This is a genomic window from Rubritalea sp. (assembly GCF_039830215.1).
In the GTDB taxonomy this organism is placed as follows: Bacteria; Verrucomicrobiota; Verrucomicrobiia; order Verrucomicrobiales; family Akkermansiaceae; genus Rubritalea.
Window position 1 is genome coordinate 1668 of record NZ_JBDOPO010000015.1, and the last position, 8037, is coordinate 9704.

Below are 8037 nucleotides of genomic sequence, written 5' to 3' on the forward strand. Positions count from 1 at the left end.
CACGCTCTCTTTGTACTCGCAGCTCTGGCGGTCGAAACGCTCGAGACATGGCATGGAAACCACGCGGACGCCGTCACCAAGTTGCTCTGCAGCTTCCACAATGTGGCCAACTTCTGAACCTGAAGCCATAAGGATGAGCTTGAGCTCGCCCTTTTCCTCTTTGAGAACATAACCACCCTTGAGTGTGCCTTCACGACGAGTTGCCACTGGTACTTCGCTGTTGTGACGAACCCCCTGACGAGTGAAAATAAGTGCTGTAGGACCATCTGTACGCGCAAGTGAACCTGCGTACGCTGCAGCCACTTCTTCAGGATCAGCTGGGCGCATCACATCGAGGTTAGGAATGACGCGGAGGCCACTCACTGTCTCAACAGGCTGGTGCGTAGGACCGTCTTCACCAACACCTACGGAGTCGTGTGTAAAGATGTATGTCACAGGAAGCTTTGCAAGCGCTGCGATACGGATAGATGGACGAAGGTAGTCAGCGAAAACACAGAATGTCGCTCCTGATGCACGGAACAATCCATCATAAGCGATACCATTACAGATACCACCCATTGCGTGCTCACGGATACCGAACCAGAGGTTGCGGCCAGATGCGTCAGTCGCAGAGAAATCGCCACCACCTTTGAGGTAGTTCTTGGTCGAACCGTAAAGGTCAGCAGAACCAGTGAGCAGTTGTGGTACTAGCTCAGCGATCTTGTTGATCACCACACCGCCAGTGCCGCGAGTTGCGTCCTTGTAGTCAGCTTCGAATGCTGGGATTTGGTCGAGAAGGTCGCTAGGGATCACCTGAGCAACGCCGTTGCTGAGTTCTTCAGCAAGAGCTGGGTTAGCAGCCATCCATGCGTCGTAAGTCAACTGCCAAGCTGCAACTGCTGCTGCACCCTCAGTTGCCTTAGTTGCGAAAAAAGCGCGCACATCGTCAGAGACGAAGAACGAAGCTTCTGGAAGACCAAGACCTGCACGCGCTTCCGCTGCGAAGTTTGCTCCACCTTCTCCGTGTGCTTTTTGTGTTCCTGCAACCTGTGGAATACCACGGCCGATTTCAGTCTTAGCAATGATCACAGATGGCTTACCATTTGTATTCGCCTTAGCAGCATCAATAGCGGACTTCACAGCTGCGAGGTCGTGACCGTTGATTGTCACAGTGTTCCAGTTCTGAGACTCGAAGTATGCTTCAGCTCTGTCTCCTTGAGATACGTCAGCCATTGCATCGAGAGTCACGTCATTGCTATCATAGATGAGAACCAGATTATCGAGGCCACTGTGACCAGCAAATTCGATTGCTTCGCGGGCAACACCTTCCTGGATACAACCGTCACCGGCAAGGATAACCACATTATTGTCGAACAGTGTGTGCTCAGCTGTATTATATCGAGCCGCTGCACGCTTACCTGATATCGCATAACCAACACCGTTTGCGATTCCTTGACCAAGTGGACCAGTAGTTGCTTCTACTCCTGGAGTCTCATCGAACTCTGGATGACCCGGAGTGATGCTGTCGAGCTTACGGAAGCTCTTAACATCTTCTATAGACACACCGTAACCACTTAGATGAAGCCAAGTGTAGATAAACATGGAGCCGTGACCTGCAGATAGGATGAAGCGGTCTCGGTTGAGCCACTTCGGTGTAGCTGGGTCGAAATTGAGGCTTTCGCCGAATAGTACCGCACCTATTTCGGCACATCCAAGTGGTAGACCTAGGTGACCAGATGAGCACGCGTGAACTGCGTCGATTGCTAATCCACGAGCTTGTGCTGCTGCGGATTGTAAAATTTGTTCATTCATAGACGGAGCGACCATTCACTAAGTCACTTAAATCCACAAGAAACAATTTTACCCCGGGCACGCTTTCCGAGTCATACGCCAGCAGCGTCTCACTCTAATCACAGGAATTTCTCACTTAGAGTCAATCTATCGAGATAAATCCTCTTGGTAAAGCACCTTAAAGCCTGATCGATTCAACACATCAATGCCAAAGGAATAGTCCTCCAAGTGCATAGCCACTAAACTCTGCCTGTCGGGATGAGCCATTAAAGAATACGCAAAATCAACATTCGTCTCGGCCGCCATTAGAGCATCTAGACAAGCCCCTAAACCAACACCCGACTCCCTCAATGCAATCACCACCATATCGCATATCGTATATGAAATACCTTTTTCAGCAAACAGACAAAATACAGTATCGGGATCAGTGACTAACATTCTCACGATTGTGGCATCCTTCGAGTCTTGAATACTAATTCCAATAATCTCAACTTTTGCTGAGCGAACGAGTCTGACTAACGCTACCAACGCGCCGGCTCGATTTTGCAGCATCACAGAAAACTGTTTTACTGGTTCTCCTTCTTTTTTAACTAGCACGTCCTCCATTACTTCTGATTTTGAGTTTAGCACACAACTACAACAGCAACTAACTAAAAAAACGCATTGCCCATCGGACAATGCGTTTTGAAAAGTGATTTAAAGATTTGGCTCTTAGCGACTATTGGCTTTAGCAAGGATGACACGATCACCAGCACGAACTCGTGCTCCGGCAACCAGACTATCGTAGTCGATGTCAGCTATCACACGATTTGCTTCTACAGCATTGATACTAAGGCGGCCAATGTGTTGAGCTCCACGTACTATGATCAAGTTTGAGTCAGCATCTATAAGCGCATTTGGATGTGGCTTGATAATCACAAAACCCCAATTGCTATTTACTGCTGTGATAAGTGATGAGAGGCTATTCTGACGAAGGCTATTGATGCGCTCTGACTCACGCTTGTTGAGGTCAGCAAGATCAGCGTTGTTAGCATCCAACTTTTTCTGCACTTCTTCTACTGCAATAGCTAGCTCTTCGCTCTGCTTCTGGAGATCCTTGCGCTCTTCATTGAGTTTCTCAACGAAAGCTGGAATTTCTTCAAGTTCCACATTCTGCCCCTGGAAAGCTTCTTTGACTTTCTTGATGAGAGTCTCAACTTCTTCGATTTGTTCTTGCTGATTAGCTACTTTGTTGTCGAGATCTTTAAGGGTACGTTTCGATGCTAACTTTTGTGACTCCTTAAGTTCAATCTCGGCCCTTGTATCATTGAGGGCGTCTTCGGCCTTCTTCTTGAGATCCTTTTCAAGGTCGTAGTTTTTTTGCATTTTTACATAAGAATGCTCCACATTGACGATGCGTTCTTTTTTCTCGTTTGTGGAGTCAAGCTCAGCCTGGTGCATTGCTATTTTAGTGTATGAGAATACTCCTGCGGCGCCAATTCCCACACATGCAACAGCGAATAAAGGTGTTTTCATAGTAATAAGTAAGTAAGAGGTTAAAATATTATAGCGTTTACTGCTGGGCAATTTTTTCAGCAACTACACGATCCCCTGAACGGAGAGCAACAATAACTGGAAGCGCATCAGGGATGATGTCTGCCGCTGCACGATTTTGCTCAACTGCTGTTACTTTCAATTTAGCTACCACTTCACCATTGCGTAGTACGTCAAGAACGGAACCAGGAACCACACCGTGTGCGTTTCCTCCATTGAGAGTCACAAAACCCCAGTTGCGATACACGCTCTGAACTGTAGTAGAAAGTGATGGGAGTGATTTACCTGCAGTTTGATGCTCGATCACGTTACGCTTGTTAGCTGCTAGAGTTCTAGTGCTCTCTTCGCGTTGCTTCAAGTTTTCCAGATTTGCTTCATCAGATTCAATATCACTCTTTAGCTGTGCAATATTATTCTTGGTCGCTGTGATTTGTGGAACGAGGATGTCTGGATCTGGAAGACCTTTGAGTATATCATTGTTTGATGCGATCTTGCTTTCGTTTGATGAGACAATACTCTTTTGGGAGGTAATATCAGCCTCGATGGCAGCTACTTCAGTGATAACCTTCTCTAGTTTCTCGGACTCTTGCACGTTTTCCGCAAGTGTTGCTTCTTTACTAGTAACTGTCTCGTCACGCTTAGCTGTTAAGTTTGTAAGATCCTCTTGCCCAGCCTTTAGCTGAATCGCAGCTCTCTCATTAAGATTCTGCTGGTTTTTAAATTCGTCATTATTCTTAAAGCCCATCCAGATGGAAAGGGCTAAGACGGCGGCGGTTAGTCCGCCAAAGATATTAGTAGCCATTGTGGTTTTATGTAGCGTTTGTTGAAGTAGGATTTTTGGGTGTGATGTTGGACACTAGGTGGATCCTCCCCCACTCGACAACCCTAAAATTCACAGATTTTCCACATAGCTTTACTTTTATGTAAGATATGCCCACCTTCTAGCAGCATTTCATGAAGACCATCCGACGCATTTTCTCTTATTACGGCCGCTACCCGAAGCTAGCAATAGCGCAACTACTATGCGCTATCCTCATGACTCTCATGCTTCTCATTTTCCCAGAAATGTCCGGCCGCATATACGAGGAAGTCATTGATAGCTACTCGGATACCAAACAAATTGAGCAGCTTGCCAAAAAATTAGAAACTAATCCAGATAATTCAAATCCAGCAGCTGCAGTGGCCGTTCGCAAGCTGATTCCAGATGTGACTACTAATGAGCACAAAAGCGAGAATATAGGAAAGGTTTTACGCTACACATTTATTGCTCTCGCAGCCTTTTTCGGGCGTGATCTTTTCAATTGCCTCCGGATTCTCATCAATAATGTGTTTGAACAGAAAGCCATTTTTGATCTCCGCGCAGAACTTTACTCGAAGCTACAACGACTCCCACTCAAGTGGTTTGACTCTAAGCGCACAGGCGACATAATGACGCGTGTAGCCGAAGACATCCCAGCTATGGAGAGATTACTGATAGATGGTGTCGAGCAGGGACTTATAGCAGCCCTCCAAATCATCATCGTTAGTGTCTTCTTAATATCGAAGGACCCAGTCTTAGGCCTCACAGCTTTGACTCCCCTTCCCTTGTTAGCTATCGGAGCTATTATCTACACCCGCAATGCTAGAGACCGCTACCGCGATCTCAAAAAGCACACAGGTGAGATGAATGCACTCCTAAGTGATAACATCGCAGGAGTGAATCAAATCAAATCTTATGCAGCCGAAGCTGACGAATTGAAACGTTTCAACACGCTATCAAACAAAGTTCAACAAACGACACTAAAAGTGATGAAGCACTGGGCTATGTACTCCCCTAGCATGAGCTTTATAAATTCACTGGGTTACGTGTTAGTACTCGGGGTGGGTGGTTACCGAATCATTACTGACCCTAGCGTTGGCACTGAAATCTACTTGTACTTCTTTACTATTTTATGGGCTCTTTATGAGCCAATCTCTAAGCTTCATGGTCTTAACCAGATGGCACTATCTTCTAAAGCTGCGGCTGAACGCGTCTTTGAGATTCTTGATACAGAAGACGAGGTGCATGCAAATGACGGAGCCAACCTCCCGCTTCCTGTGAGTGGTGAGGTTCACTTTGATCACGTTTACTTTAGTTACGATAAGATCCCTACTCTCCACAACATTTCGCTCAAGGCCAAACCAGGTCAAACCATCGCACTGGTAGGCTCCACCGGCGCGGGTAAATCAACATTAGTCAACCTCCTCACTCGCTTCTACGAATATGATTCTGGTTCTATTACAATCGATGGACATGAGCTCAACAGCTTGAATAAACCCTCACTCCGGTCAAATATAGCCTACGTCACACAAGATTCATTTCTATTCAATGGAACCGTGCGCGATAACCTACTTCTAGGGAAACGTGATGCTACCGACGAAGAACTTTGGCGCGCTCTAGACGCGTCAAATGCTAGCAGCTTCATCAAAGATCTACCATCGCTCTTGGACACCAATGTTGGTGAACGAGGAGTCAAACTCTCTGGAGGTGAGAAACAACGCCTCTCGATCGCTCGCGCACTTCTCAAAAATCAGCCCATTCTCATTTTAGACGAAGCCACAGCCAGCGTTGACAGTAAGACTGAGAAATTGATCCAAGACGCCCTCGATAACTTGTTGAATACAAGAACTGCCTTTGTCATTGCTCACCGACTCTCTACCATCAAAAACGCTGACATTATCCACGTTTTAGATCGTGGTAGAATCATAGAATCAGGCTCCCACGAATGCTTGGTGCAACAAAATGGTAAATACGCCGAACTCTCTAAGCAATCGTTCCTCAACGACAGTTCATTAGACGAATAGCTCCTGAGTAGAATAATCTCTCTCGATGCAGTTTTTACGATTTACCTTTGGCTAGGAAAGACGTAAACGAGCCTCATGCTCGACATCCGAGAAATACGCAAAAACGCTGAAGCTATTCAGGCCCGCCTTGCCACCCGTGGTGGTGACGCTCAGGAGCTGATCAACGAAGTCCTTGTCTGCGACCAACGCCGCAGAGCAATCGAGACTGAAAAACAACAACTTCAAGCTGAACGTAAGTCGTCTTCCAAAGAGATCGGCGCCCTAATGGGGCAGGGAAAAACGGAAGAAGCTGAGACTGCGAAGGCTGCAGTAAAAATGATCGGCGACAAAATAAAAATCCTCGAGCTCGAAGTGGATGCTGTCGAAAGCCGCCAAAACCATCTACTGATGAGCATCCCGAACGTGCCCCATGCTGAATGCCCAGTTGGCCTCACTGAAGACGATAACCCAGAAGTCCGCGTGTGGGGTGAAAAGCCTGCTATTGCTGAGCCACTCGACCACGTTCAAATCGCAGAGAAGCATGGCTTGATCGATTTCGATGCCGCCGCAAAAATTTCAGGCTCAGGATTCGCGGTCTACCGCAGAGCCGGAGCACGCCTCGAGCGCGCACTCATCAGCTTCTTGCTCGACCTCCAAACTGAAGAGCACGGCTACACGGAGGTCAATGTCCCTCACATCATCCGCCGCTACTGTATGGAGGGCACCGGTCAACTTCCTAAGTTTGAAGACGACATGTATGGTCTGGAAGACAACGCAATGTTCCTCGCACCCACTGCTGAGGTTCCTGTCACTAACCTTCTTCGCGAAACTCTACTCGCGGAGTCTGAACTTCCGATCAAGATGACAGCCCAAACTCCATGTTTCCGCCGTGAAGCTGGTAGCGCAGGTCGCGATAACAAGGGGATCATCCGCATGCACCAGTTCGACAAAGTTGAACTAGTACAGGCCGTGCACCCAGACGAGTCACTCAAAGTTCTTGAAGAACTCACCGGCCACGCCGAAGCAGTCCTTCAGAAACTCGGTCTTCACTACCGCACCATCGAACTCTGCACTGGAGACGTCGGATTCTCAGCAACGAAGACATACGACATCGAGGTGTGGGCACCAGGTCAGGGCAAATACCTTGAAGTTTCTAGCTGTTCTAGCTTCGGAGACTATCAGGCACGCCGCCTCCGACTTCGCTTCAAAGACGCTGATGGAAAGAACCGATTCTGCCACACACTCAACGGCTCAGCCACAGCTCTGCCTCGTCTCTACGTGGCTCTACTGGAACAAAACCAAAACCCAGATGGATCCATCACCATTCCAGAGGCATTAGTTCCATATTTTGGTAAAACTGAGATTAGCTAATAAGCTGAACTAACAAATCTTTCAAAAGGTCGCAGTGACTCGCTGCGACCTTTTTTTTTAAGAAAACACAGCTCCAAGAGCAACTAGCCCCTATTGAACTAACTTACCTCCCCATTATGTTCTGCAAGCTCTAGGAATCACCCGTCATGACTAACACCCCTGTAGAACTTCGCTATATCGCCGCGATTCTACCCACTCTGGCTAGCCTATTTGCTTACATGAACTATCGCTGGTGAAAGCGACCCAGTACGATCGGCATCATGCTGATTCCCAGTCATTAGCCATATCCTTTTAGGTCTAAGCTGTGTCTGGCCACCGATGGACGCTTCGCACAACACATCGTTGGCATGATCGACCTCAACGAAGCTCTGATGGAAGGAATGCTCAGCTAGCTTCTCTTTGCTGGTGCATTGCACATCAATATGACCCAACTCAACAAGCAACGCCGCCTTGTCAGTGTTTTAGCGAGTGTTGCCGAGGTTCTCTCCACAGTTACTGTTAGATCTATTGGATACCCTCTATTTGGCGCACTCGGCATTGCCACGCATTATACCTGGTGTC

Annotated in this window: 6 protein-coding genes; 2 read left to right on the forward strand and 4 right to left on the reverse strand. The window is 47.5% G+C overall.

The window, feature by feature from the left end; all coding sequences use genetic code 11:
* From ABGY95_RS00535 to ABGY95_RS00550, 4 genes are all read right to left on the reverse strand, one after another.
* Positions 1 to 1791 (reverse strand): transketolase (locus ABGY95_RS00535; RefSeq protein WP_347439727.1); only part of this gene is annotated, 1791 nt, incomplete at its 3' end.
* 126 nt (positions 1792 to 1917) lie between these two features.
* The gene (locus ABGY95_RS00540; RefSeq protein WP_347439728.1) at positions 1918 to 2376 is read right to left on the reverse strand and encodes an acetolactate synthase; all 459 of its coding nucleotides are present in this window, start codon (positions 2374 to 2376) and stop codon (positions 1918 to 1920) included.
* A 105-nt stretch (positions 2377 to 2481) separates the two neighbouring features.
* Positions 2482 to 3285: a hypothetical protein gene (locus tag ABGY95_RS00545; RefSeq protein ID WP_347439729.1), complete on the reverse strand. Its 804-nt coding sequence runs from the start codon at positions 3283 to 3285 to the stop codon at positions 2482 to 2484.
* Positions 3286 to 3322: 37 nt separating this feature from the next.
* Entirely contained in the window at positions 3323 to 4105 is a 783-nt protein-coding gene (locus ABGY95_RS00550) for a hypothetical protein (RefSeq protein ID WP_347439730.1), read from the reverse strand.
* 152 nt (positions 4106 to 4257) lie between these two features.
* On the opposite strand from ABGY95_RS00550, the gene ABGY95_RS00555 reads away from it, so the two are divergent.
* Positions 4258 to 6126, forward strand: a complete 1869-nt coding sequence (locus tag ABGY95_RS00555) for an ABC transporter ATP-binding protein (RefSeq protein ID WP_347439731.1) — start codon at positions 4258 to 4260, stop codon at positions 6124 to 6126.
* Between the two features lie 75 nt (positions 6127 to 6201).
* Positions 6202 to 7476: a serine--tRNA ligase gene (gene serS / locus ABGY95_RS00560; protein WP_347439732.1), complete on the forward strand. Its 1275-nt coding sequence runs from the start codon at positions 6202 to 6204 to the stop codon at positions 7474 to 7476.
* Positions 7477 to 8037: the final 561 nt, after the last annotated feature.